Annotated in this window: 22 protein-coding genes; 4 read left to right on the top strand and 18 right to left on the bottom strand. The window is 71.6% G+C overall.

Annotated elements, in window-relative coordinates; genetic code table 11:
- From ABZ192_RS10110 to ABZ192_RS10155, 10 genes are read right to left on the bottom strand one after another with little or no spacing between them, the layout of a single operon-like run.
- A complete protein-coding gene (locus tag ABZ192_RS10110; RefSeq protein WP_356924045.1) occupies positions 1 to 222 on the bottom strand; it encodes a hypothetical protein in 222 nt (73 codons plus the stop codon).
- Positions 222 to 1,256, bottom strand: coding sequence for a glycerophosphodiester phosphodiesterase family protein (locus tag ABZ192_RS10115; RefSeq protein WP_356924046.1), 1,035 nt, complete (start codon positions 1,254 to 1,256; stop codon positions 222 to 224). The genes ABZ192_RS10110 and ABZ192_RS10115 overlap by 1 nt, the downstream gene beginning before the upstream one ends.
- A 26-nt stretch (positions 1,257 to 1,282) precedes the next feature.
- Entirely contained in the window at positions 1,283 to 2,707 is a 1,425-nt protein-coding gene (locus tag ABZ192_RS10120; RefSeq protein WP_356924047.1) for an FGGY-family carbohydrate kinase, read from the bottom strand.
- 18 nt (positions 2,708 to 2,725) lie between these two features.
- On the bottom strand, positions 2,726 to 3,757 hold the full coding sequence (locus ABZ192_RS10125; RefSeq protein WP_356924048.1) for a 2-hydroxyacid dehydrogenase: 1,032 nt from the start codon (positions 3,755 to 3,757) through the stop codon (positions 2,726 to 2,728).
- The gene (locus ABZ192_RS10130) at positions 3,754 to 4,833 is read right to left on the bottom strand and encodes an ABC transporter ATP-binding protein (protein ID WP_356924049.1); all 1,080 of its coding nucleotides are present in this window, start codon (positions 4,831 to 4,833) and stop codon (positions 3,754 to 3,756) included. Before ABZ192_RS10130 ends, ABZ192_RS10125 begins: the two co-directional genes overlap by 4 nt.
- Positions 4,811 to 5,635 (bottom strand): DeoR/GlpR family DNA-binding transcription regulator, encoded by an 825-nt coding sequence (locus ABZ192_RS10135; RefSeq protein WP_356924050.1) that lies wholly within the window; start codon positions 5,633 to 5,635, stop codon positions 4,811 to 4,813. The genes ABZ192_RS10130 and ABZ192_RS10135 overlap by 23 nt, the downstream gene beginning before the upstream one ends.
- A complete protein-coding gene (locus ABZ192_RS10140) occupies positions 5,632 to 6,720 on the bottom strand; it encodes an ABC transporter ATP-binding protein (RefSeq protein ID WP_356924051.1) in 1,089 nt (362 codons plus the stop codon). Before ABZ192_RS10140 ends, ABZ192_RS10135 begins: the two co-directional genes overlap by 4 nt.
- Positions 6,717 to 7,541 carry a carbohydrate ABC transporter permease gene (locus ABZ192_RS10145; protein WP_356924052.1) on the bottom strand — a complete coding sequence of 275 codons (825 nt, stop codon included), beginning with the start codon at positions 7,539 to 7,541 and terminating at the stop codon, positions 6,717 to 6,719. The genes ABZ192_RS10140 and ABZ192_RS10145 overlap by 4 nt, the downstream gene beginning before the upstream one ends.
- The gene (locus ABZ192_RS10150) at positions 7,542 to 8,417 is read right to left on the bottom strand and encodes a sugar ABC transporter permease (RefSeq protein ID WP_356924053.1); all 876 of its coding nucleotides are present in this window, start codon (positions 8,415 to 8,417) and stop codon (positions 7,542 to 7,544) included.
- A gap of 2 nt (positions 8,418 to 8,419) precedes the next feature.
- The gene (locus ABZ192_RS10155; RefSeq protein ID WP_356924054.1) at positions 8,420 to 9,841 is read right to left on the bottom strand and encodes a sugar ABC transporter substrate-binding protein; all 1,422 of its coding nucleotides are present in this window, start codon (positions 9,839 to 9,841) and stop codon (positions 8,420 to 8,422) included.
- 162 nt (positions 9,842 to 10,003) lie between these two features.
- On the opposite strand from ABZ192_RS10155, the gene ABZ192_RS10160 reads away from it, so the two are divergent.
- The 3 genes from ABZ192_RS10160 to ABZ192_RS10170 are packed head-to-tail and all read left to right on the top strand — an operon-like array spanning position 10,004 to position 12,930.
- A complete protein-coding gene (locus tag ABZ192_RS10160) occupies positions 10,004 to 11,521 on the top strand; it encodes an FGGY family carbohydrate kinase (protein WP_356924055.1) in 1,518 nt (505 codons plus the stop codon).
- A complete protein-coding gene (locus tag ABZ192_RS10165) occupies positions 11,518 to 12,141 on the top strand; it encodes a histidine phosphatase family protein (protein WP_356924056.1) in 624 nt (207 codons plus the stop codon). Before ABZ192_RS10160 ends, ABZ192_RS10165 begins: the two co-directional genes overlap by 4 nt.
- Before the next feature lie 12 nt (positions 12,142 to 12,153).
- Positions 12,154 to 12,930 carry an SAM-dependent methyltransferase gene (locus ABZ192_RS10170; RefSeq protein ID WP_356924057.1) on the top strand — a complete coding sequence of 259 codons (777 nt, stop codon included), beginning with the start codon at positions 12,154 to 12,156 and terminating at the stop codon, positions 12,928 to 12,930.
- 136 nt (positions 12,931 to 13,066) lie between these two features.
- Here ABZ192_RS10170 and ABZ192_RS10175 read toward each other — a convergent pair whose 3' ends face one another.
- The 8 genes from ABZ192_RS10175 to ABZ192_RS10210 form a co-directional block, all read right to left on the bottom strand.
- Positions 13,067 to 13,714, bottom strand: a complete 648-nt coding sequence (locus ABZ192_RS10175) for a superoxide dismutase (protein WP_356924058.1) — start codon at positions 13,712 to 13,714, stop codon at positions 13,067 to 13,069.
- Between the two features lie 133 nt (positions 13,715 to 13,847).
- A complete protein-coding gene (locus ABZ192_RS10180; RefSeq protein ID WP_356924059.1) occupies positions 13,848 to 15,251 on the bottom strand; it encodes an amino acid permease in 1,404 nt (467 codons plus the stop codon).
- 121 nt (positions 15,252 to 15,372) lie between these two features.
- Positions 15,373 to 16,266 carry a TauD/TfdA family dioxygenase gene (locus ABZ192_RS10185; RefSeq protein ID WP_356924060.1) on the bottom strand — a complete coding sequence of 298 codons (894 nt, stop codon included), beginning with the start codon at positions 16,264 to 16,266 and terminating at the stop codon, positions 15,373 to 15,375.
- Between the two features lie 22 nt (positions 16,267 to 16,288).
- Positions 16,289 to 17,632, bottom strand: a complete 1,344-nt coding sequence (locus ABZ192_RS10190; protein ID WP_356924061.1) for an LLM class flavin-dependent oxidoreductase — start codon at positions 17,630 to 17,632, stop codon at positions 16,289 to 16,291.
- On the bottom strand, positions 17,629 to 18,363 hold the full coding sequence (locus tag ABZ192_RS10195) for an ABC transporter ATP-binding protein (RefSeq protein WP_356924062.1): 735 nt from the start codon (positions 18,361 to 18,363) through the stop codon (positions 17,629 to 17,631). Before ABZ192_RS10195 ends, ABZ192_RS10190 begins: the two co-directional genes overlap by 4 nt.
- On the bottom strand, positions 18,339 to 19,250 hold the full coding sequence (locus tag ABZ192_RS10200) for an ABC transporter permease (RefSeq protein WP_356924063.1): 912 nt from the start codon (positions 19,248 to 19,250) through the stop codon (positions 18,339 to 18,341). Before ABZ192_RS10200 ends, ABZ192_RS10195 begins: the two co-directional genes overlap by 25 nt.
- Complete coding sequence (locus tag ABZ192_RS10205; protein ID WP_356924064.1) at positions 19,247 to 20,302, bottom strand: ABC transporter substrate-binding protein; 1,056 nt, start codon at positions 20,300 to 20,302, stop codon at positions 19,247 to 19,249. The genes ABZ192_RS10200 and ABZ192_RS10205 overlap by 4 nt, the downstream gene beginning before the upstream one ends.
- Positions 20,303 to 20,533: 231 nt before the next feature.
- The gene (locus ABZ192_RS10210) at positions 20,534 to 21,733 is read right to left on the bottom strand and encodes an ROK family protein (protein ID WP_356924065.1); all 1,200 of its coding nucleotides are present in this window, start codon (positions 21,731 to 21,733) and stop codon (positions 20,534 to 20,536) included.
- 450 nt (positions 21,734 to 22,183) lie between these two features.
- Between ABZ192_RS10210 and ABZ192_RS10215 the strand changes: the two genes are divergently transcribed.
- Positions 22,184 to 22,765: a biotin transporter BioY gene (locus tag ABZ192_RS10215; protein ID WP_356924066.1), complete on the top strand. Its 582-nt coding sequence runs from the start codon at positions 22,184 to 22,186 to the stop codon at positions 22,763 to 22,765.
- The last annotated feature ends 14 nt before the right edge of the window (positions 22,766 to 22,779 follow it).

A 22,779-nucleotide genomic window follows, 5' to 3' on the forward strand; every position in this document is an offset into this window, starting at 1 on the left:
TCACACCGAGGCGTCGGCTCCCGGGTTCTGCAGTTCCTCCGGGAGCCGGCCTCCGCCGGCCTGATGGCCCCAGGGCTGGTACCACCGGCAGCCCGGGGCGGTGCAGCGCCACAGGTCGGTGCGGTGCGTCCCGAGCGCCTTTGTCTCCTCGGGCTTGAGCGGCGCGAACACCTGCGTTCCGCTGCCGCCACAGGTCGGGCAGTGCTTGTCCCTGAAGAACATCAGCCCCTCCTCGCCATCACCGCCAAGTCCGGGAAGTCGGTTACGACCGCATCGACCCCCATGCGGTAGTACAGCGCGTATTCCGCGAACGCGTCCCCGAAATCGCTGCTTCCGCTGCCGCGCCGGAACTCCGCCGGCAGGAACTGGTTCTCCGCCCGGAAGGTGTACGGCCCCACGCGCAGGCCCGCCGCGTGCGCGTCCGCGAGGAGCGACGTGCCGACGAGCGACGACTTGTCCGGGCCGATCCAGTCCGCGTACCGCGCGATGTCCGCCAGCCCGCCCGGGGTCATCATGTCCCGGTAGGCCGTCGTGGGCAGGTCGTACGGCCCGCCCGTCGTCCCCAGCGCCTGCCACAGCGGAACGCCCAGGCCTGTCATACGCTGCAGGCTCGTCGGCTCGAAGGACTGCACGACGCACTCGCGCCGGCCCAGCCGGTTGCGGCGGATCGCGGACGCCAGCTTCGGCTCCAGCGGCAGGCCGAGGGACCGGAAGTACGTGGGGTGCTTGGTCTCCGGGAAGACGGCGATCGTCCGGCCGTGCGCCCTCGACAGCTTCCGCGCCAGAGCGACGACCTCCTGGAAGGTCATGACCTCCTCGCGCCCGTCGAAGACCGTGTTGCGGTTGCGGACCTGCGGCAGCCGCTCCACCGCCCGCAGCGTCTTCAGCTCGGCGAGGGTGAAGTCCTCCGTGAACCAACCGGTCACCGACCGGCCGTCGACCGTCTTCGTCGTGCGGCGGCCGGCGAACTCCGGCCGACGGGCCACGTCGGTGGTCTGGGAGATCTCGTTCTCGTGCCGGACCACCAGCACATGGTCCTTCGTCGGCACCAGGTCCGGTTCGATCCAGTCGGCGCCCGTCTGCACGGCGTACGTGTACGAGGCGGCCGTGTGCTCGGGGCGCCAGCCGGCCGCGCCGCGGTGGCCGATGACCACCGGGCCGCTCCCACGAGGTGCGGCCGCCAACGGGGTGGCCGTGGCGGCCGTGGCTGTTCCCGCGGCCGCCGCGAGCAGCAGAGATCTCCGTCCGAGCCGCATACGACTCCCTTTCCCGGTAGGCGGATTCATGTGCGTGCCCGGGCCCGCGCCTGCGCGAGCCGGACCAGGTGCTCCTCGTAGCCCTTGCTGTAGGACGCGGCCCGCGCCGGGTCCGGCTCGACGACCTCCGTCGGCCGGGTCCACACCCGCGCGTCCAGCGGCACCCCGTACCGCTCGGCCGCCGCGAGGACCGCGCCCCGCGCGCCCACCTCGCCCTCGACGACCCGCAGCGGCCGGCCGAGCACATCGGCGAGCAGCCGCATCCAGGCGGGGCTGCGGGTGCCGCCGCCGCACACGGCCAGGTTCCCGTCGAGGCCCGCCGCCTCCAGGCAGTGCCGGGCCGCGTAGCCGATGCCCTCGCAGGTGGCGCGGACCAGGTCGCCCCGGGTCGACTCCAGGCAGACACCGGTGAGTTCGGCACGCAGCCGGGGCTCGACGAAGGGGGCCCGCTCCCCGGAGGGCGCGAAGTACGGCAGCACGCGGACGCCGTTCGCGCCCGGCGGGGTCTCGGCCAGCAGGCCGTCCACCTCGTCGTGCCGCACGCCCGTCGTCGACAGCACCCAGTCCAGGGCCGCCGTGCCGACCATCGCGGGCATGGCGCGCAGCCAGTACCCGGGCCGGTCGGTGGAGATGTACAGGCCCGCCGGTTCGCCCGTCAGGTCCAGCTCCGTCGTGGCGACCAGACTGGCCAGACACGTCCCGACGATCAGCAGACCGTCCCCGGGGGCCGTCACCCCGGCGCCCAGCGCACAGGCCGGCAGATCGTACGGGCCGTTCGCGATCCGGGTGCCGGACGGCAGGCCCTCGCCCCGCGCCTCGGCCGTGGCGACCGGGTCGCTGACGGGGGCCAGCAGCCGGCGCCGGTGCGTGAGCCCCAGCAGCTCCACGACCCGGTTGTCGTACGCCCGGGTGCGCGGGTCCAGGAAGGGCATCGACGCGTCCGACACATCCGTCGCCGGGCCCGCCCCCGTCAGCCGCTGGAACACCATGTCCTTGCAGTACAGGGCGGCCTTCGCGGCATCCAGCGCCTTCGGCTCGTTGCTGTCCAGCCAGGCCAGCAGTGGCCCCGGACAGCCCGGGAACATCGCGCTGCCCGTCCGCCGGAACACCGTCTCGAACGTACCGTCGGCCAGCCACCGGTCGACCAGTTCGTGGGCCCGCCCGTCCATCCAGGAGGCCGCCGCCCGCACGGGCCGCCCCTCCCCGTCGACCAGCCACACCCCGTCGCCCTGCCCGGTGAGCCCGGCCAGCTCCACCGGCCCCGGGACCCGCCCGGTGAGCTCGTCGAGCACGGCGACGACCGCCCCGTACACCTCGTCCATGTCCTGCTCGACGAACCCGCCGTGCAGTCTCAGGCCCACCGGGCGGGACGACACGGCCAGTTCCCGGCCCGTGTCGTCGAAGGCCGCCGCCTTGACCATGGACGTGCCCACATCGATACCGACGTACATGCGGCTCTCCTCCAGGTCTCAGGTCAGACAGTGGGCGAGTGGCTCTCCACGGACCCAGCGGCCCACTTCCTCGGCGGCGATCCGCGCGGCCTTCTCCGCGACGGCGCGCGAAGCGCCGCCCAAGTGGGGGGTGAGCACCACGCGTTCGGAGAGTCCCAGCAACCGCGACTCCGCCGGCAGCGGCTCCCGCTCGTACGTGTCGAGCGCCGCCGCCGACACCTGCCCGCTCTGCAGCGCGTCGCACAGCGCGCCCTCGTCCAGCAGCGGTCCCCGGGCCACGTTCACCACCACCGCGCCGGACGGCAGCAGCCCCAGCTCCCGGGCGCCGATCAGCCCCCGGGTCTCGGGGGTGAGCCGGGCGTGCAGGGTGATCACCTGGGAGCGGCGCAGGAGTTCGTCCAGCGAGGTCACGCGCAGTCCGTGGATCTCGCCGTGCACATACGGGTCGTACACCATCACCCGTGCCCCGAACGCGCACAGCACGCGGGCCACCCGGCTGCCGACGGCGCCGTACCCGACGAGCCCGACGGGCAGGTCCTCCAGCTCCAGACCGCTCTGCTCGTACGTGTAGTACGTCGCACCTTCCCAACTGCCCTGCCGGGCCAGCGGGTCGTGGGCCTGGGGGATGCGGCGCAGCGCGGCCAGCATCATGCCGACGGTGAACTCGGCGGTGGCGGCGGCGTTGCGGCCCGGCGCGAAGCACACCCGCACGTCACGCCGCTTCGCCGCGTCCAGGTTGACGTTGACCGGGCCGCCCCGGCAGACCACGACCAGCCGCAGCTCCGGGCAGGCGGCGAGCACCTTCTCGGTGACCGGCCCCATCTGCGTGACCAGCACCTGTGCGCCCGCCAGCGCCTCGATCATCTCGTCCTCGGCGTCACTGGCCTCCTGCACCTCGGCGACCGGCCCGAACGGCTCCAGCGGCCAGCCGAGCCTCAGTTCCGTCACCAGGGCCCGCTCCACCTCGTGCTCCACCGCCCGTGTGATCAGCGACGGCAGGACGAAGTGGTCACCGGCGGCCACCACACGCACGCTGTTTCCGGCAGTCATCGCAGGGCTTCTCCTGTCTCGGCGTCGAAGGCATGGGTGTGCCGGAGGTCGGCGGCGACCCGGACCCGCTCGTCGTGGGCGAGCCGCACCTCCGGGTCGGTGAGGACGACCAGGTGCCGTTCGACCCCGTCGAGGGCGAGGGTCGCCAGGCCCGACTCCAGCAGGGGTTCGTGGGCGACGACCCGGGCGGGCAGGCCTTCTTCGGCGGTGAGCCGGACGTCCTCCGGGCGGATCCCGACCACCACTTCACGGCCTTCCTCCACCGGCACGGGCAGCGCGATCCGCACCGAGTCGGAGAGGCGGGCGTGGCCGTCGCCATCGGCGATACCGGGCAGCAGGGTGATCGCGGGCTCGCCGACGAAGTCCGCGACGAACACGTTGGCCGGGCTGTCGTAGACCTCGTAGGGGGTGCCGAGCTGCTGGATGACGCCGTCCTTCATCACGGCGATCCGGTCGGCGAGGGAGAGGGCCTCCTCCTGGTCGTGGGTGACCAGGATCGTGGTGTGGCCCAGGTCCTTCTGGATGCGCTTGAGTTCGCGCCGGGTGGTGTCCCGCTGGGCCGCGTCCAGATGGGACAGCGGCTCGTCGAGCAGCAGCACGTCCGGTTCGCGGATCAGTGCCCGGGCCAGCGACACGCGCTGCTTCTGGCCGCTGGACAGGCCGGCCGGGCGGGCGTCGAGGAGGTCGGTCAGACCGACCCGCTCGGCGATCTCCTTCACCTTGTGGTCGACGTCCCCACGAGCCTTACGGCCCCGGGCCTTCAGGCCGAACGCCAGGTTCTCCGCGACGGACAGCGGCGGATACAGCGCGTAGTTCTCGAACGCGACCCCGATGTTGCGCTGCTGCGCGGGCCGTTCGACCACCGACGCCCCGCCGACCAGGATGTCCCCGCCGGTCACCGACTCCAACCCGGCGATCATGCGGAGGGTCGTCGATTTGCCGCAGCCGGAGGGGCCGAGCAGCCCGAGCAGCTCCCCGGAACGCAGCGCGAGGTCGAGGCCGCGCACCGCGTCCACGCCCGGTCGGCCCCGGGCCCGGTAGGTCTTGCGCAGATCACGTAGCTCCAGCTCGGTCATCGCTGCCCTTCGTCGCACAGACCTCGTAACGGACCTTGTGCTCGTCCAGATCCCGCAGCGCCTCCGCCGACGCCCCGTCGTCCACCAGGAGCAGGTCGAAACGGGACAGCGGGACGACCCGGTGCAGGGCGACCCGGCCGAGCTTGGTGTGGTCGATCAGCAGGACGTTCCGTGCCGCCGCGTCGAGCATCGCCCGCTTCACGGACACGATGTGCTGCTCCTGGTGGTAGGCGTAACCCCGGTGCACCGCCGACGTCGACGCGAAGCACACGTCCACCCGCAGCTGCTCGACCGCCTCCACGCAGGACACCCCGAGGAACGAGGAGTGCAGCGGGTCGTAGTCGCCGCCGAGCGCCATCAGGTGGATGCCGCGCTGGTCGGCGAGCAGGTTGATCGCCTCCAGGAAGTTGGTGACGACCGTCAGCGGCGTGACCTCGCCCGTGCGCAGCCGCCGGGCTATCTCCAGGGTGGAGGTGGAGTCGTCCAGCAGGATCGCCATGCCGGGCTCGACCATCCGCAGCGCGTGCTCGGCCACGGCCGCCTTCTCGGCCCGCATGGTCTTCAGCCGGTACTGCACGTTCGACTCGAAGACGCCCGACGGTTGCGCGGTCACCCCGCCCCGGAACTTGCGTACGATGCCCTGCCGTTCGAGCTCGTCGAGGTCCCGGTGGATGGTCATCAGGCTCACCCCGAACCGTTCGGCGAGCTCCGCCGCCGTCGCCGATCCGTCGGCCAGCACCTGCTCGGCCATGGCGGCCTGCCGCGCCGCGGGCCCCTGCTGTCCACCACTGCTGCTGCTCATGGTCGTGTCTCTATCCGTCGTCCCGGTCGCTCCGGCCGGTCGGCCTCGAACAGCAGCAGGTTCTCAGGCCGGACCGCGAGCCGTACCGGATCGTCCGGACGAAGGCGCGCCGCGTCGGCCCGGGGCGCCACCAGCGACACCCGCTGCTCCCCGGTCCCGAGCCGGACGGTGACCTCGACGGACCGGCCGAGCACCTCGGTGATGTACACGGTCCCGGTCAGCTCGTGGCCCTCGCCGTGCAGGGCGATGTCCCGGGGGCGGATGCCGACGAGGACCTCGGTGCCGGGAGTGGCCTGCGCCCGGACCGGCAGTTCGACCCCGCCGTCCGACCGCACCCCGCTCTCCGTCAGCACCCCCGGCAGCAGATTGATCCGGGGCCGCCCGAAGGCCCGGGCGACCTCCGTGTCGTACGGCCGGTACCAGACCTCCTCCCGCGTGCCCGTCTGCACGATCCGTCCCTGCCGGATCACCCCGATCCGGTCGCCGAGCGCCAGTGCCTCGACCGAGTCGTGGGTGACGTACAGGGTGGTGGTGTGCTGCACGGCACCGATCGCCTTCAGCTCGGCGCGCATCTGCTGGCGGAGTTTGGCGTCGAGGTGGGAGAGCGGCTCGTCGAGGAGGAAGGCCCGGGCGGGCCGGACCAGCACCCGGCCGAGGGCGACGCGCTGCCGCTGCCCGTTGGACAACTGGCCGACCGGCCGGTCCAGCAGCCCCGAGATCCCCAGCAGTTCGGCGATCGCGCCGATCCGCTGCCGGGCCTCGGCGGCGGGCAGCCGGTGCCGGGGCGAACGCAGGGGGGAGGCCAGGTTGTCGTAGGCCGAGCGGTGCGGGTAGAGGGCGTAGCTCTCGAAGCACATCGCCACACCCCGGTCGTACGGCTCCACACCCCGCATGTCCTCGCAGTCGAGCACGACCGTGCCGGAGTCGGGCTGTTCGAGCCCGGCGATGGTCTTCAGCGTCGTGGTCTTGCCCGCGCCGGAGGGTCCCAGCAGGCAGAAGAACTCGCCCTCCCCCACGTCCAGTTCCAGCCCGTCGAGCGCGACGGTCTTCCCGTACGCCTTCCGTATCCCGCTCAGCCTGATCACGATTTCACCGCCCCGAACGACAGACCGCGCACCAGATACCGCTGGATCGTCAGCGCCAGCAGCAGCGGCGGTACGACGGACACCAGCGCGGCGGCGGCCGTCAGGTTGTACTTGGGCCGGTCCCCGCCGAGGAAGGACAGGGCGCCCACGGTCACCGTCTGGGCCTCGTTGGAGGTGAGGATCAGCGGGAAGACGAAGTTGTTCCAGGCGAAGATGAAGGCCAGCAGCGACACGGCCGCGATACCGGGCTTGACCAGGGGAAGGGCGACCTTGAAGAAGGCCTGCTTGCGGGTGTAGCCGTCGAGCAGGGCCGCCTGTTCCAGCTCGGGCGTGAGGTCGGCGAAGTACGACCGCATGATCCACACGATCAGCGGCAGCGTGACCAGTTGCAGCACCCACACCATGCCGACGTACGTGTCGAACAGCCCGAGCTTCTGGTACAGCACGAACAGCGGGATGATGACGGTCAGTTCGGGCGCGAAACGGAACGACAGCAGCGTGAACATCAGGTTCTCGGAACCCTTGAACCGCCACCGCGCCGAGGCGTACGCGGCCGGCAGCCCGACCACCAGCGACAGCACCACCGCGCCGACCGACACCACCAGGCTGTTGACGAAGAACCGCACGAACGGGATGCCCTCGCTGTCGCCGAGGACGGTCCGGTAGCCGTCGAGGGTGGGGGAGAAGGAGAAGTAGGTGGAGAAGAGCTGGTCCGCCGGCTTCAGCGACAGGATCACCATCCAGGCGATCGGGAACAGCGCGAAGACGAAGTAGAGGACGAGGGCGGCGTCCGCGAGCCGGCCCAAGACACGCTTCTTCACTCAGGTCACCTCCGCGGCCCGGCGCTGGATCTTCCCCAGGTGCTTCACCAGCACCATCGCGGCCAGGTACACCACGGCCCACAGCACGATCGTGTAGCTGATCCCGAAGGAGTAGCGCTGGAAGCGGATGGCTTCCAGATACGCGCGGATCTGGAGGACGACGGTCGAGTCACCGGGCCCGCCCTCCGTCAGGGCGTAGATGATGTCGAACACCTTCAGCGAGTCCATGAACCGGAAGATCACCGCCACCAGCACGTACGGCCACAGCATCGGCAGCGTCAGCCGGCGGAAGGTGTACCACCACCCCGCGCCGTCCACGGCCGCCGCCTCGAACGGGGAGGTGGGCAGCGACCGCAGACCGGCGAGGGCGAGGATCGCCACGAACGGCGTGTACACCCACACGTCCACGGCGATCGACGACAGCAGGGCGCCCGTCGGGGTGTCGGTCCACTGCACCCCGCCCAGACCGAAGGGCCTCAGCAAGTAGTTGACCACTCCCACCGAGGGCTGGAGCATCAGCTTCCAGATGATCGCCGCGATCACCGGGGCGACCATCAGCGGCAGGATCAGGATCTTCTCCAGCACACGGCCCACCGGCGTCGAGCGGTGCAGCAGCAGGGCGACGGCCACTCCGAGCACGGTCTCGGCGAGGGCCGCCCCGACCGCGTACAGCACCGTCACCCACGCCGAGTTCCAGAACGCCTCCTGCGTGAAGACGGCTCTGTAGTTCTCGAACCCCACCATGTCCGGCTGCGGTTTGCTCGCCGAGAAGTCGAACAGCGTGTAGTATAGGCCGAGCCCGAACGGGTAGAGGATCCCGCAGGTCAGCAGCAGCGCGGGCACGATCAGGAAGTACGGACGCAGCGCCGGCCGCATAACTAACGCACCTTGTCGGCGAGGTCGTCCGCCAGCCCGTCCAGGACGGACTTCGCGTCCTCGCCGCCGTAGATCTCCTGGAGGGCGGCGGCCCAGCTGGTCGTCGCGTCGAAGAACTGGGCCTGCGGGGTGAACTGGATCCTCGTCTGGTCGACGACCGTCTCGAAGGTCTCCAGGAAGCCCGGCAGATGCCGCATCTTGTCCCTGTACGCGGCGTCGTCGGCGACCGACTTGCGCACCGGGTCGATGTGGTTGTGCGTGATCGCGCTCTTGCGCAGGTGCTCCTTGCCGGTCGCCCACTGCAGGAACAGCCAACTGGCGCTCTTCTTCTTGCTCTTGGCGTTCATACCGAGCGACCAGATCCACATGTTGGTGGCCAGGGAGCCGCCGGGCCCCTTCGGGCCGGGGTGGAAGGCGATCTTCCCGGAGGCCGGGCTGGCCCCCTTCACGGCCTGGAAGTAGGCGGCCGTGTCGGCGTCGAACAGCATCCCGGCCTTCTTCGCGCCCAGGTCGCTGGAGCACTGGTACCAGGTGTACGACGTCCAGGACGGCGGCCCGCCCCGCTTGACCATGCCGGCCCAGTCCTCGGTGAAGGCGACGGCCTCGGGGCTGTTCATGGCCGGGGTGAGCTTCCCGCCGTCGACCGTGAAGTCCTTCAGCCCGTTGCGGGCGTACATCGTCATGAAGCCGGGGTGGATGGTGGCCCAGCTCCTGGACCCGCGTACGGCGATCCCGTACATCCCGTCGAAGCCCGCGCCCGGCGCCCGCTGCTTGATGGCGCCGGCGAGTTCGGTCAGCTCCTCGAAGGTCTCGGCCGGCTTCAGGCCCAGCTTCCCGAACACCTCCGTGTTGTAGGCGACGACGTTCGTCTCCCAGCCCCACGGCAGCGCGTACTGCCCGCCCTGGCCCAGCGGCGCGCCCGCCTTCAGCGACCACTGGTCGGCCTGGAGGAGGTTCGGGAAGAAGTCCGCCTGGTCCCACTCGGCGCCCGTCGCCGAGGAGTTGCGCATCCAGGGCCCGAGGTCCTCCAGCCAGTTCGGCGGACCGTACTGCCACACCATGTACGCGCCGAGCATGAACACGTCGTAGGAGGCCCGCCCGCTGGACAGGTCCACCGTGAGCTTGTCGAAGTAGTTGTCCTCCGGGAAGACGTCGTACTCGACCTTGATGCCGGTCTTCGCGGTGAAGGACTTCAGGTCGGCGATCAACGCGTCCGTGTACGGGTGCTTGTTGAACAGCGCCTTGACGGTGGTGCCCTGCTCCCGCTTCCAGTCGAAGGAGCCGGTGACGTCGTCCGCGGCGGACCCGTCGCTCTTGCTGTCGTCGCCGCCGAAGCCGGCGCCGCAGGCCGTGAGCAGCGGGGCCGCGGCAGCCCCGGCGGCGAGCGCGAGGAAGCGCCGCCGGTCGTGCACGTGCGTGTCCATCCGTACCTCCACGTGGGGCCTGGGGCTGGTTAACACGTCGAGTCGACTCGTTAACAGAGGGTGGAACGGCTGAAGTTGGGCGTCAATCCCTCGCGCACGGGAAAATATCGGGGCACAGTGAGAAGTTCACAGATCCGGCTGCGACATCGTGGGAGGTTCCGGATGGCGGACGAGGGTGCGGGCTGGCTGGGCATCGACCTGGGCACACAGAGCGTCCGCGTGCTGCTCGTCACCGCCGCCGGCAGGGTCCTCGGCAGCGGCTCGGCCCCGCTGACCGGGCGGCGGGACGGGGCGCGGCACGAGCAGGACCCGGAGCAGTGGTGGTCCGCGCTGTGCACGGCGTCCCGGGCGGCACTCGGCTCCGCGCCCGGCGTGCCGGTCGGCGGCCTCGCGGTGTGCGGCACGTCCGGCACGGTCCTGCTGACGGACGGCTCGGGCAGCCCGGTGAGCCCCGCGCTGATGTACGACGACGGCCGCGCGGCGGCGCAGGCCGCGCGGGCCCGGGAGGCGGGGCTCGCGGTCCAGGACACCTGGGCGCTGCCGAAGGCGCTGTGGCTGGTGGGGGCGTACGGCGGCGGCGCGAGGGGCGGCGGGGCGGCCGGGGCCGGAGCGCGGACACCCGCCCCCCGGCTCCGCCTCGCGCACCAGCCCGACCTGGTCATCACCCGCCTCACCGGCGAACCGCCCCCGGCGGACTCCAGCCACGCCCTCAAGACCGGCTACGACCTGCACGCGGAGGCCTGGCCGGAGGCCGCCCTGGCGCAACTCGGCTTCCCCGACCGCCTGTTGCCCGACGTCGTACGCCCGGGCACCCGCCTCGGCGAGGTCGGCCAGGACGCCGCCGACGCCACCGGCATCCCCGCCGGCACCCCGGTGCTCGCCGGGATGACGGACGGCTGCGCGGCCCAGATCGCCTCGGGCGCGCTGCGCCCCGGCTCCTGGAACTCGGTGCTCGGCACGACCCTCGTGCTGAAGGGAGCGACCCGGGACCCGGTCCGGGACCCCACCGGAGTGGTCTACAACCACCGCGCCCCCGACGGCACCTGGCTGCCCGGCGGGGCGTCGAGCGTCGGCGCCGGGGCGCTCACGGCACACTTCCCGGACGCCGACCCCGCCGCGATGGACGAGCGGGCGGCGGCGTTCGAGCCGTCCCGTGCGGTCGCCTACCCGCTGGTCTCGCCGGGGGAGCGGTTCCCGTTCCGCGCGCCGGACGCGACCGCCCTGGTCCTGGGCGAACCCGAGGGCGACGCCGGCCTGTGGGCCGCGCTGCTCCAGGGCGTCGGCTTCGCCGAACGCCTCTGCCTGGACTACCTGCACCACCTCGGCGTCCCGCTCGACGGCCCGCTCACCTTCACCGGCGGCGGCGCGCGCAGCCGCTACTGGAACCAGCTGCGCGCCGACATCCTGGCCCGCCCGGCCCGCGTCCCCGAGCAGACCGAACCGGCCCTGGGCATGGCCGCGCTGGCCGCGTACGGGGCGTCGGGGGCGGGCGCGCTCGCGGACGTCGCCGAGCGCATGGTCCGCGTCCGCACCGTCCTGGAACCCCGCCCCGACCGCACGGCGGCCTTCGCCGAGCCGTACGCCCGCCTCGTCCACGCCCTGCGGGAACGCGGCTGGCTGCCCGACCCCGTAGCGGAACACGCCCTGACCCGTCTGCACCCGGACACTGGGGAGTCATGACCACCACGCTCCTGCTGGCCCGCCATGGACAGACCGTCTGGCACGCCGAGAACCGGTACGCCGGCGTCAGCGACATCGGCCTCACCGACACCGGCCGCGCCCAGGCCGAAGCCCTCGGCCGCTGGGCCGCCGCACACCCCGTCGACGCGATCTGGACGTCCCCGCTCTCCCGGGCCGTCGCCACCGCCGAACCCGCCTGCCGGGCCCTGGGTCTCGTCCCGCGGCGCGACCCCGGCCTGGCCGAATGCGACTTCGGAGTGGTGGAGGGCCGTACGCTCGCCGAGTTCGAGGCCGAGAACCCCGACCGGGCCGCGGCCTTCCGCGCCGACCCCGTCGCCCACCCCTTCCCCGGCGCCGAGGACCCGACGGCGGCAGCGGCCCGCGGGGCAGCGACCCTGCGGCGCATCACCGCCGCCCACCCCGGCGGACGCGTCCTCGTCGTCGCCCACAACACCCTGCTGCGCCTGGTTCTGTGCACACTGCTGTCCATCCCACCCGGGGAGTACCGCAGGGTGTTCCCGCGCCTGCGGAACGCGGCGATCAGCGAACTGCGCATGAACCCCGACGGTTCCGCCGCACTCCTCTCACTCAATGTGCCGTGCGAGGCGGACGTGCCGTAGCACTATGAGCCCATGACGCAGATCGACACCTCGGTGCCGCACTCGGCCCGGATCTGGAACTACTGGCTGGGCGGCAAGGACAACTACCCGGTGGACGAGGCGGCCGGTGACGCCTACACCGCCGTGTTCCCCGGAATCGTCACCATCGCCCGCAGCAGCCGCGCCTTCCTCGGCCGCAGCATCCGCCACCTCGTCCAGGAGGCCGGCGTACGTCAGTTCCTCGACGTCGGGACCGGCCTGCCGACCGTCGACAACACCCACGAGGTGGCCCAGAGGCTCGCCCCCGAGTCGCGGATCGTCTACGTCGACAACGACCCGCTGGTCCTCGCCCACGCCCGCGCCCTGCTCACCTCCACGCCCGAGGGCGCGACGTCGTACGAGCCCATCAGCCTCTTCGAGCCGGAGCGCATCATCGAGGCCGCAGGCAAGACGCTCGACCTCACCCGCCCCACGGCCCTGATCCTCAGCGGCATCCTGGGCCACGTGGCCGACTACGACGAGGCCCGCGACCTCGTCCGCCGCCTCCTGACCGGTCTGCCCTCCGGCAGCTACCTCTCCCTCAACGAGGGGTCCCGCGGCACCGACCCGGTCTACGAGCAGGCACAGGACGCCTACAACGAGACCGGCGCGGTCCCGTACCACCTGCGGCCGGTCGAGCAGATCGAGGCCTTCTTCGAGGGCCTGGAGCTGGTGGAACCGGGCGTGGTCTCGGTACCGCGGTGGCACCCCGAGCCGGGCGCCCCCACGGAGCCGATCGGCCAGCACGGCGGCCTGGGCCGCAAGCCGTAGCGCACGCGCGAGCTGTAGCGCACGCACGGAAAGCCCCCGCGAGTCACGTCCTCGCGGGGGCTTCCTTCTACCGCCTGCCGGTCGTGAAGGGTGAGAAGACGATCACGAGGCAGGACGACTCGGCGGCACGCAGCCGTCAGGGCGCCAGCAGCAGCACGTCCGCGCGGGACCTGGCGGCCTCGTACCGCCGCGCCACGTCCTGCCAGTTGACGACCTGCCACATGGCCTCGATGAAGTCGACCTTCTGGTTGCGGTACTGGAGGTAGAAGGCGTGCTCCCAGGCGTCGAAGACGAGGATCGGGGTCGAGCCCTGGCCGACGTTGCCCTGGTGGTCGTAGACCTGCTCCACGATCAGCCGCCCGCTCAGCGGCTCGTAGGCGAGCACGCCCCAGCCCGAGCCCTGCGTGGTCGCCGACGCCTTGGACAACTGCGCCTTGAAGTTCGCGAACGACCCGAACGACTCGGTGATCGCGTCCGCGAGGTCACCCACACCGTCCTGCGCCAGCGGCTCACCGCCGCCGTCCTTGGGGCCGGTCATGTTCTGCCAGTAGATGCTGTGCAGGATGTGCCCGGACAGGTGGAAGGCCAGGTTCTTCTCCAGCCCGTTGACCGCCCCCCACGTCCCCTTGTCCCGCGCCTCCGCAAGCTGCTCCAGCGTGTCGTTGGCGCCCTTCACATAGGCGGCGTGGTGCTTGTCGTGGTGCAGCTCGATGATCTCCGGGCTGATCACGGGGGCGAGCGTGGAGTAGTCGTAGGGCAGGTCGGGCAACGTGTAGACGGGCATGGGCGGGATCCCCTCCGAACCTCTTATTGCAACAAGCTTGCAACTGCACGCTAGCAGCAAGAGGGTGGTGCCGATGCCCAGGGCACGCAAAAAGGCCCCCGCGTGTCTCGCGGGGGCCTTCCGTCAGGGGACGTCAAGAGACGCCAGGGGGCTCCTGCTGCCGGGCGCGCGCCTTCTGCCACGCGTAGCCGACGGCCGCCAGGACCAGCGTCATCCCGCCCGTCGAGTACAGCTGCACCCGCGTGTCGGGCTGGCGGGCCATCAGGACGAAGACGGCGGCCATGCCGACCAGCGCGACCCAGGTCAGCCACGGGAACGCCCACATCCGCACGACCAGCTTCTGAGGTGTCTCCCGTTCCAGGCGCCTCCGCAGCCGCAGTTGCGAGACGGCGATGAAGATCCAGACGACCAGGATCACCGCGCCGATCATGTTCAGCAGCCAGGAGAAGACGTCGTTCGGCCGCCAGTAGCTCAGCAGCACGCACAGGAACCCGAAGACGGAGGAGGCCAGCACGGCGATCCGCGGCACCCCGCCCGAGACCCGGCCCAGCACCTTCGGGCCCTGGCCGCGCTCCACCAGCGAGTAGGCGATGCGCGAAGCACCGTAGATGTTGGCGTTCATGGCGGACAGCAGCGCCACCAGCACGACGACGTTCATCAGCTGGCCGGCGCCCGGGATGCCGAGCTCGTCGAGGGCGGCCACGTACGGGCCCTTCTCGACGACCTCCTTCGAGTCCCACGGCACCAGCGTGACGATGACCGCCATCGAGCCGACGTAGAACAGCGCGATCCGCCACATCGCCGTACGGACCGCGCTCGCCACGCCCTTGACGGGGTTCTCCGACTCGGCCGCAGCGATGGTGACCGTCTCCAGCCCGCCGTAGGCGAAGACCGAGGCGAGCAGGCCGATGACCAGGCCCTCACCGCCGTTGGGGAGGAAGTCGGTGAGGTGCGAGGCACCGGGGGAGTCCGTGCCCGGCAGGATCCCGAGGATCGCCAGGACGCCGAGCGCCAGGAACAGCGTGATCGCGCCGACCTTCAGGGCCGCGAACCAGAACTCGAACTCGCCGAAGTTCTTCACGGCCGCGAGGTTCGTGCCGCAGAACACGACCATGAACAGCGCCACCCACGCCCACTCCGGCGTGCCCGGCAGCCAGCCGCTGACGATCTTCGCGGCACCGATGCCCTCCAGGCCGACGGCCGTGCACAGCAGCACCCAGAACGCCCACCCGGCCGTGAATCCGGCCCAGGGGCCGATCGCCCGCTCCGCGTGCGCCGAGAACGAACCCGACGACGGATACGCGGCCGACATCTCGCCGAGCATCCGCATCACCAGCATCACGAGGAGGCCGGAGAGGGCGTAGGCGACCACGATCGACGGACCGGCGGCGGCGATGCCCGCGCCGGAACCGACGAACAGTCCGGCGCCGATCACCCCGCCGAGGGCGATCATCGACAGATGGCGCTGTTTCAGGCCGTGGGAGAGGGAGACGTCGTCCGTACTGGGCTGCGTCTCCGTGGTGGTGCTGCTGGGCATGGGCGCGGCTCGTCCAATGCGTGAGAGGAGTGCGAGGGCAAAAACGCCGACAGTCTGGGATGCCTCTCCGCCCGAGCGGAGAGGCATCCCAGCATATGGACAGCCGCGTCGCTCTCCGTGGCTACGCGGCGACCGACGTGTAGTGCGAGGCGTCGCCCTCGATGACGTAGCTCTCCTTACCGTCGATTCCGACGGGGATGTCTCCCGCGACCGTGACCCGGTGCAGGCGGCGCGGCAGACCGTCGTAGTTGTCGACGGCGTAGTGCTGGGTGATGCGGTTGTCGAACACGACGAGCTGGTTCGGCGACCAGCGGTGCCGCAGGACGTTCTCCGGCCGCACGACGTACGCCTGGAGCAGGTCGAGGATCTTGCGGGACTCGCCCGGCGACAGGCCCACGATCCGCTGCGCGAAGCCGCCGATGAACAGCCCGCGCTCGCCGGTCAGGGGGTGGACGCGGACCACCGGGTGGGCCGTGCGGTACCTGATCGAGGTGAACTGGGCGCGCCGGGCGGCCTGCACCTCGTCGACGTCCTCGTCGGGGACGGCGTAGTCGTAGTCGTTGGTGTGCTCGGCCCACAGCGTGTCGGCGAGGTTCCGCAGCGACTCGGGCAGGTTCCGGTAGGCGGCCGCCGAGCTGGCGATCAGCGTCTCGCCGCCGTACGGGGGGACCGTGATGCTGCGCAGGCTGGTGGCCTGCGGCGGGTTGAGGACGAAGGTGACGTCGGTGTGCCAGTGGTTGGCGGCCCGGCCGCCCTCGCTGTCGACGGGCAGGACGTTCGGGGCGCCGTCGACGGAGGACACCGTCGGATGGGCGGCGGTGATGTCACCGAAGTGACCGGCGAAGGCCTGCTGGCCCGCGTCGTCCAGCCCCTCCGCGTCGAAGACGAGGGCCTTGTGGGCGTTGAGCGCCTCACGCAGGGCGGTGTACGTCTCCCCGTCGAGGGGCCGGGTGATGTCGACGCCTTCGACGCGGGCGCCGATGTTCGCGGTGACCTTGTGGATCTCGATGCTCATGGTGAAGTTCCCTTCAGGGTGGTCAGACGAGTGCCGGTGCGAGGACGTGCTGGTTGGCGGGGCGCGGGAGGCCGTACCGCTCCCGCAGGGTTCGGCGGGGGCCGCCGTACCCGGTGCGGAGCAGGCCCCGGGCGCGCAGGATCGGGACGACGTGCTCGACGAAGGCCTCCAGGCCGGACGGCAGGACCGCGGGCATGATGTTGAAGCCGTCGGCGGCGCCCGAGCCGAACCACAGCGCGATCGTGTCGGCGACCTGCTCGGGCGTCCCGGCGAAGGTGAGGTGCCCGCGCCCGCCGCCGAGCCGCCCGATCAGCTGCCGCACGGTGAGCCGCTCGCGCCGGGCCAGCTCGACGACGAGCGTGTAGCGGCTCCTGGCGCCCTCGATGGCGCTCTCCGGCGGCAGGTCGGAGGGGAGCGGGCCGTCCAGATCCAGGGTCCCCGGGGCCAGGTGCAGCAGCCGCTCCAGGCGGTCCACTCCGTGCGTGTGCACGATGTGCTCCTCCAAGAGCCGCTCGTGCGCCCGCGCCTCCGCCTCCGTCGAGCCGATCACCGGGACGATGCCCGGCAGCACCTTGATGTGGTCGGCGTCGCGGCCGGCCGCGGCCGTCCGGGACTTGAGGTCGGCGTAGAAGGCCCGCGCGTCCTCGACGGTCTGCTGGGCGGTGAACACCGCCTCCGCGTACCGCGCGGCGAACCGCTTGCCGTCCTCGGAGGAGCCGGCCTGTACGAGCAGGGGGTAACCCTGAGGCGTGCGGGGCACGTTGAGCGCCCCCTCGACGCTGAAGTAGCGGCCCTGGTGCCGGGGCGGATGGATCTTCGCGTCGTCGCCCCACACGCCCGCCGCCTTGTCGGCGACGATCGCGTCGTCCTCCCAGCTGTCCCACAGCTTCAGCGCCACGTCGAGGAACTCGGCGGCCCGCGCATACCGCTCGGCGTGCGTCGGCTCGGCGTCGAGACCGAAGTTGCGGGCGGCCTCGGCACCGGCGGTGGTGACGATGTTCCAGCCCGCCCGGCCGCCGCTGATGTGGTCCAGGGTGGCGAACCTGCGGGCCAGGTTGTACGGCGAGTTGTACGAGGTGGAGGCCGTGGCGATCAGGCCGATGTGCTCGGTGGCCGTGGCCAGGGCGGTGAGCAGGGTGATCGGCTCCAGCGCCCCGGCGGGCCGCTGCGCCACACTGCTCCACAGGTGCGGGCCGTCGGCGAGGAACAGCGAGTCGAAGGTGCCGCGCTCGGCGATCCGGGCGAGCCGCACGTAGTGCGCCAGGTCCACATGCGCGTACGGGTCGCTCTCCGGCAGCCGCCACGACGCCTCGTGGTGGCCGGTGGTCATCAGGAACGCGTTGAGGTGCAGCTGTCTGCGGGTCATCGATGGTCCTCCGTGACACCGAGCGCGGCCAGCAGCCGCTCCCGGTACTCGCCGAGCAGGGGGTCGCGGTACGACCGCGGGTGCACGCGGTCGATGGTCAGGTCGAGGCCGATCCGGCCCTGGTCGAGGACGAGCACCCGGTCGGCGAGCACGATCGCCTCGTCCACGTCGTGGGTGACCAGCAGCACCGAGGGGCGGTGGCGCTCCCACAGCTCCCTGAGCAGGCCGTGCATCCGGATCCGGGTGAGCGCGTCCAGCGCCCCGAACGGCTCGTCGGCCAGCAGCAGTTCCGGCTCGCGGACGAGGGACCGGGCCAGGGCGGCACGCTGCGCCTCCCCGCCGGACAGCTCGCCCGGCCAGGCCCGCTCGCGGCCCTTCAGCCCCACCTCGTCCAGCGCCTCACGGCCGCGCCGCTCGGCGTCCTTGCCCTCCAGTCCGAGCAGGACGTTGGCGAGCACCCGCCGCCAGGGCAGCAGCCGGGAGTCCTGGAAGACCACCGACACCCGTTCCGGCGCGGTCAGCCGACCGCTGCCCGTGACGCCGTGGTCGAGTCCGGCGATCGCCCGCAGCAGCGTGCTCTTGCCGGAGCCGCTGTGCCCGAGCAGGGCGGTGAACTGTCCGTCCGGCAGATCGAGGTCGATGCCGTCGAGGACCGTGCGCCCGTCGAACGACCGGGTCAGGCCCCGCAACCGGACGGCGGGCCGGGTCAGCTGCTCAGTGTGCGGCGCCATGACAGCACCCTCCGTTCGACGTTGCGGACCGCGCTGTCGGAGATGAGGCCGAAGATGCCGTAGACGACCAGGCCGACGAGGATGACGTCCGTCTGGCCGTAGTTCTGCGCCTGGAACATCATGTAGCCGAGGCCGCTGGTGGCGTTGATCTGCTCCAGCACCACCAGGCCCAGCCAGGAGCCGGTCACGCCGAGCCGCAGTCCGACGAAGAAGCCGGGCAGCGCACCCGGGATGACGACCTGCCGGATGAACCGGTACTTCGACAGCCCCTGGACCTCGGCCAGCTCGACGAATCGGCTGTCGATGCCGGACAGCGCGGCATGCGTGTTGAGGTAGACCGGGACGTAGACGACGATCGCGATGATGGCGATCTTGAAGGTCTCGCCGATGCCCAGCCAGAGGATGAACAGCGGGATCAGACCCAGGGTGGGGATCGCCCGGTTGAGGTTGACCGTGCCGTCGATCAGTGCCTCGCCGGTCCGGGTGAGCCCGGACGCCAGTGCGAGCAGGATTCCCACGGTCAGGCCGATGGCGAAGCCGGCGGCCGCGCGCTGCAGCGAGGTCAGGATGTCGTCCGGCAGCGTGCCCGCGCTCCACAGGCGGCTGCCCGTCTCCAGCACCGTCCAGGGCGCCGGGACCGCCCCCGCGTCGAGCAGTCCGGCCGCGGAGGCGACGACCCACAGGGCGAGGACGACGGCGGGCCCGATGAGCCGCGTGGCGGGCAACCGCCTGCCGGGGGCCAGCCGCCGGCGCCTGCGCACCTGGCGCGTCTCCTCGGCGGCGGCGGCGGCGAGCGGTGCGGCGGCGGTCGCGTTCGCGGTCGCGGTCGCGGACGCGGACGCGGTCGTGTGCGTGGTCGTGTGCGTGGTCGTGGTCACGGCGGTCACCTCCGGTACTCCGCGGGCACGGCCTGCGCCGCGATGGACTCGAAGCGGTGGTCGAAGAGCTCGGAGACGTCGAACTTCTTCACGAAGCCGCCCTCCGCGAGCAGATCGGCGGTCTCCTGCTCCCACGCGATCGCCTCGTCCCAGCGGGGCGGGAACAGCGGCTTGTTGGCCAGCGCGGTGACCGCCTTCGCCTGGGCCGGGGTCAGGTTCTGCGTCCCGACGTAGAACTGCTCGTTCCACTCGGCGGGGTGCTCGTACGTCCACACCTGGCCCTTCGCCCAGTACGGGATGTACGCGGCGATCGCGGCGGCCTTCGCGGAGTCGTTCAGCACCGAGACCGGCGCCCACAGCAGGTTGAGCAGGTCCACCACGTCCGTGGTGATGGTCCGGGCGGACTTGTACTGCGCCAGGTACGCGGGCGCCTGCGTGTTGGCGAGCGGGGCGATGTCCACCTGCCCGGACTGCAGGGCGGTGAGGAACTGGTTGCTGGTCAGCGGCACCAGCTCCACGTCGTCGTACGCCAGCCCGGCCTTCTTCAGCGCCCGCAGCAGCACGACACCCTGCGCCTGCCCCTGGGAGAAGGCCAGCCGCCTGCCCTTGAAGTCGGCGACCTCGCGAAGGTCACTGCCGGGCTTGGTGGCGAACAGGTAATTGGGCTTGCGGGTGACGTTGATCGCGACGATCCTCGCGTCAAAACCCTGGTAGTGCGCCTGGATCGGAGGAATACCCGCGTTGTTGGCGACCTCCAGCGACTTCGCGCGGAAAGCGTTGATGACGTCGGGACCCGCGCCGATGTTCAGCCAGTCGGACACCTTGAACGGCAGATCGCGGAACCCGGCCAGCTTGAACTGGAGTTGCTGCGCGTTCTGGTACGAGGCGATCTGCAGGCTCGTACCCGCGGGAACCCTGGTGGCCAGAGGGGCGTCGGATGCCGCCTCGGCCGCGGCGCTGTCGTCCGCGCAGCCGCTCAGTCCGGCCGCCGCGGCCGTCACGCCGAGCAGTGAGGTCAGGAACAGTCGCCGGTCGACACCGGGGACGGGGGGCGAGGGCATGGGAGGACTCCCTGGGAATGGAAGACGGCACGGCACGTGGAATTCCGGCAGGAAAAAGGACGGACCGGGAATTCACGTGAATTTCACACGGGAAGGAGAAGGCGCTCCGTGAACGGGCGCCGGGGGCGCGTCAACGGGTCAGCAACAGAGAGTGCGACACCTCGTGAGCGGGCTCATGAACAGGATGTTCCCGGCCCTGCGCAACTCCTGTCAACATTCCGAGTTTCTGAATTAAATGACGTCAGGTGACGCGCCCAGCGGATCCCGGTAGAGCACGTCGAGTGCCACCGAACCACCCGCCACGGCCAGGACGGAATCCGGGAAACTGATCGGTGACACGGTCGCGGCACGGCCGGCTCCGACCTCTTCCCGCAACGCGGTCAGGCAGTCCTCCCGGTGCAGGATTCCGATCTCCGTCACGACCACCCGCTCCGGGTTGAGCACATCGAGCAGCAGTCGCACCGCACGCCCGGCCCTCCGCGACCGCTCCACCAGCAGCCGTACGGCCACCGGGTCACCGGCCGCGGCGGCGCCGACCACGTGCATCGGGTTCACCCCGTCGACGATCCCCGCCTCGCGGGCCCGCCGGCACAGCGTCCGCTCGCTCAACTCTTCCTGGAGGCAGCCGACACGACCGCAGTCACAGTTCTCCGTGCCGCCCGGCACGGGCAGATGGGCGATGGTCCCGGCCTGGGAGCGCGGCCCGTGGTGCACCTCGTCGTGGGTGGTGAACGCCGCGTCGACCACGTTGCCCGCGAACAGGTGCAACACGCTGCGGCTGCCCCGCGCCCCGCCGAACAGGCGCTCCGCGTTGACCAGCGCCCGCGCGTGCCCGTCCACATGGACCGGCAGCCCGGTGTGCGCGCCGAGCACCTCCCGCACCGGCACCTCGCGCCAGCCCAGCAGCGGATGCTCGACGACGGTGCCCGAGTCCCGGTCCACCCAGCCGCCCGCCGCGAAACCGACGCTCAGCGACCTGCGGCCGGGAGTCCCGGCGAGCAGCGCCGCCAGCCCGTCGGCGGCCCGGGCCAGCACCTGTGCGGGCTCGGTGCGTTCGTGCTTCACCTCGCGACGGGCCACGACCCGCCCGCGCAGATCCAGCAGCGCGACCGTGGTGTGCGGCACCGCCACGTGCACGGAGCCGACCACGAACCGGGAGTCGTCCAGGTCGACCGGCAGATGCGGTCGCCCCACGCCCCCGGAGCGCCGGAGCACGGCGGACTCGCGGATGAGCCCCCACTCGGCGAACCGGGCACAGTAGTCGGTCACCGACGCCGGCGACAGGCCGGTCAGCCGGGCGATGGTGCTGCGCGCGACCGGTCCGTGCTCCAGCACGGACCGCAGGACGACACTGGCGCTGGTGCGGCGCCGGTCGCTGTCGGCGGCACGGGGAATGGGGGACGAAAGAAGGGGAGCCGCGGTACGGGGCATGGGAATCTTCCTGGGGCCGGTCCGACACTGCGCCGTCTCGATCGGCGAGCCGGATCCGCTCCGCCCCGCCTCACACCGGGCGGCGACAGGTGGCCGTGCCCTGGCGTCGCAGGTCGACGTAGCGACGCGACGAGAAGTACCGGGCCTGGGCAACCATGTCCGCGACGCTAGCAAAACGGCCCGGGACTGCCCAGACGGTGACCGACGGACGAGACGGCGGACTCGGCACCGTTGGGGGAAACCTACAGACGCCCGGTTTCCCGCTCTCGTGTCACAGGGCACCCCATCACCGTGACTGGCATCACGCCATGGTGGCTGTAACCCGCCCCCTTTGTTCGAAGCCGACCAACTGCCGGTCCACGCCTTTGTCGAGCGCTGACGGTGATCCGGGTGAGTGCGCTGGGATAGCGTCACGGTGTCCCGAACGGCCCTCACTCCCGCGGAGTCCCCATGAGCACCGCTGCCGCCACACCCGCCCGCACCGGGCAGGTCCTCGCCGACCTGCTGCCCGCGTCCCGTGTCCGGGACGCGGCCCTCGTGCTCGGCGGAGCCGTGCTCACCGGCCTCGCCGCGCAGCTCTCGGTGCCCGTGCCCGGTTCCCCGGTGCCGGTGACCGGCCAGACCTTCGCCGCACTGCTCGTCGGCACCTCCCTCGGCGCCGGCCGCGGCTTCCTCGCGCTGGCGCTCTACGCCGTGGCGGGCCTCGCCGGTGTGCCGTGGTTCGCGAGCGGCACCTCCGGCGTCGCCCCCTCCTTCGGCTACATCCTCGGCATGATCCTCGCCGCCACGGTGGTGGGCGCCCTGGCCCGCCGCGGCGCCGACCGCTCGATGCTGCGCATGGCGGGCACGATGCTGGTGGGCGAGGCGATCATCTACGCCGTCGGCGTGCCCTACCTGGCCCTCGCCACCGGCATGTCCGCCACCGCAGCGATCGCCGCCGGCCTCACGCCGTTCCTGATCGGCGACGCGCTGAAGGCGGCGCTGGCGATGGGGGCGCTGCCGACGGCATGGAAGTTCGCGAACAAGCGCTGAACCCGTAGGCGTTG

The organism is Streptomyces sp. NPDC006235, assembly GCF_040613735.1.
Taxonomy (GTDB): Bacteria; Actinomycetota; Actinomycetes; order Streptomycetales; family Streptomycetaceae; genus Streptomyces.

Bases quoted from the DNA above. Each gene is read 5' to 3' on its own strand.
- ABZ192_RS10110 (WP_356924045.1), bottom strand. From the start codon at position 222: ATGTTCTTCAGGGACAAGCACTGCCCGACCTGTGGCGGCAGCGGAACG.
- ABZ192_RS10155 (WP_356924054.1), bottom strand. From the start codon at position 9,841: ATGGACACGCACGTGCACGACCGGCGGCGCTTCCTCGCGCTCGCCGCC.
- ABZ192_RS10160 (WP_356924055.1), top strand. From the start codon at position 10,004: ATGGCGGACGAGGGTGCGGGCTGGCTGGGCATCGACCTGGGCACACAG.
- ABZ192_RS10215 (WP_356924066.1), top strand. From the start codon at position 22,184: ATGAGCACCGCTGCCGCCACACCCGCCCGCACCGGGCAGGTCCTCGCC.
- ABZ192_RS10185 (WP_356924060.1), bottom strand. From the start codon at position 16,266: ATGAGCATCGAGATCCACAAGGTCACCGCGAACATCGGCGCCCGCGTC.
- ABZ192_RS10125 (WP_356924048.1), bottom strand. From the start codon at position 3,757: ATGACTGCCGGAAACAGCGTGCGTGTGGTGGCCGCCGGTGACCACTTC.
- ABZ192_RS10150 (WP_356924053.1), bottom strand. From the start codon at position 8,417: ATGCGGCCGGCGCTGCGTCCGTACTTCCTGATCGTGCCCGCGCTGCTG.
- ABZ192_RS10165 (WP_356924056.1), top strand. From the start codon at position 11,518: ATGACCACCACGCTCCTGCTGGCCCGCCATGGACAGACCGTCTGGCAC.
- ABZ192_RS10210 (WP_356924065.1), bottom strand. From the start codon at position 21,733: ATGCCCCGTACCGCGGCTCCCCTTCTTTCGTCCCCCATTCCCCGTGCC.
- ABZ192_RS10190 (WP_356924061.1), bottom strand. From the start codon at position 17,632: ATGACCCGCAGACAGCTGCACCTCAACGCGTTCCTGATGACCACCGGC.
- ABZ192_RS10170 (WP_356924057.1), top strand. From the start codon at position 12,154: ATGACGCAGATCGACACCTCGGTGCCGCACTCGGCCCGGATCTGGAAC.
- ABZ192_RS10205 (WP_356924064.1), bottom strand. From the start codon at position 20,302: ATGCCCTCGCCCCCCGTCCCCGGTGTCGACCGGCGACTGTTCCTGACC.
- ABZ192_RS10195 (WP_356924062.1), bottom strand. From the start codon at position 18,363: ATGGCGCCGCACACTGAGCAGCTGACCCGGCCCGCCGTCCGGTTGCGG.
- ABZ192_RS10130 (WP_356924049.1), bottom strand. From the start codon at position 4,833: ATGACCGAGCTGGAGCTACGTGATCTGCGCAAGACCTACCGGGCCCGG.
- ABZ192_RS10135 (WP_356924050.1), bottom strand. From the start codon at position 5,635: ATGAGCAGCAGCAGTGGTGGACAGCAGGGGCCCGCGGCGCGGCAGGCC.
- ABZ192_RS10120 (WP_356924047.1), bottom strand. From the start codon at position 2,707: ATGTACGTCGGTATCGATGTGGGCACGTCCATGGTCAAGGCGGCGGCC.
- ABZ192_RS10115 (WP_356924046.1), bottom strand. From the start codon at position 1,256: ATGCGGCTCGGACGGAGATCTCTGCTGCTCGCGGCGGCCGCGGGAACA.
- ABZ192_RS10180 (WP_356924059.1), bottom strand. From the start codon at position 15,251: ATGCCCAGCAGCACCACCACGGAGACGCAGCCCAGTACGGACGACGTC.
- ABZ192_RS10175 (WP_356924058.1), bottom strand. From the start codon at position 13,714: ATGCCCGTCTACACGTTGCCCGACCTGCCCTACGACTACTCCACGCTC.